Here is a 1,104-nt window from a genome sequence, read left to right as displayed (position 1 = left end):
GTGCGAAGATGCCGTGCGAGTTGTCGTCCTGCGTCAGGATCGAACCGCTCTGGAAGTTCTGGACGTGAACCTTGTCGCTGGTACCGCCAGCGCCGCCGGCGCCGCCGAGGCTCAGCGTGATGGCGATCTTCGAGTCGGTGGATGACGTGCCGGACGCGCCGCCGACGCCACCGGAGCCGCCGATCGACTGCGCCAGGATGCCGTGGGAATTGGCCTTGTCGGTCTGGATTATGCCGCTGTTTTCGACATTGACCTTGCCGCCGTTGCCGCCGACCTCACCCGAGCCGCCAAGCGACAGGTTTACCGCGACTTCACCGCCATCGCTCTTGCCCTTGCTTTCGCCGGCACCACCTGCGCCGCCGCCGCCACCGACCGACTGCGCGAAGATGCCTATCGAGCGCTCCTGCTTGGTCCATATCGTTGCGCCGGCCATATTGACGACATCGACCTGGTTGCCATTGCCGCCCTTGCCACCCGCACCGCCAAGCGAGCCGCCGATTGCGTAAGCGCCAAGCACGCCAGAGCTGGACGAGCCGCCGACACCGCCGCCGCCACCGATCGAATTGGCGCTGATGCCATAGGAATCGGCGCCGTCCGTGACGATCAGATTGCGGTTGGTCACCGAAACCGTGCCGCCATTGCCGGCGCCGCCGGCACCGAGGGCGATCGCCGCGCCGATACCGACCGAAGTCTCGCCAGCATCGCCTGGGCCGACGATATCCTCTTTGGTCGAAGCCGAGCCGCCGCCGCCGCCACCGCCGCCGATGGACATGGCGAGGATGCCGACCGAGTTGAACCCGCTTGTGCGGATCTCGCCCGAATTATCGACTGCGACACCGACCTTGCCATCGAAACAAGTGGCATTGCCACCGGCGTCCGCGGCACAGGCGGCATCGTTGCCTTCGCCGCCATTGCCGCCGATGCTGACATTTGCGGTAACGCTCGTGCCGGCGGTGCCGCCGACGTGGAAGGCCTGCGTGTTTGTCGCACCGCCCATGCCGCCACCGCCGCCGATCGATTGGGCAACAATGCCGGACGAATAGTCGCCGTCGGTGGTCAAATTGGCGGAATTCGTAACATCCACGGCACCGGACTTGTTGCCTG

1 pseudogene is annotated in these 1,104 nt (G+C 65.9%); it reads right to left on the bottom strand.

The features are described from left to right. A pseudogene (locus EN969_RS32390) lies at window positions 1–1,104 on the bottom strand (autotransporter outer membrane beta-barrel domain-containing protein); the annotation flags it as partial.

The sequence above is a fragment of the Mesorhizobium sp. M7A.F.Ca.CA.003.01.2.1 genome, from assembly GCF_003998945.1.
GTDB classification, from domain to species: domain Bacteria; phylum Pseudomonadota; class Alphaproteobacteria; order Rhizobiales; family Rhizobiaceae; genus Mesorhizobium; species Mesorhizobium ciceri.
The sequence above is the reverse complement of the archived record's forward strand: the minus strand, read 5'-3'. Positions and strand labels throughout refer to the sequence as shown.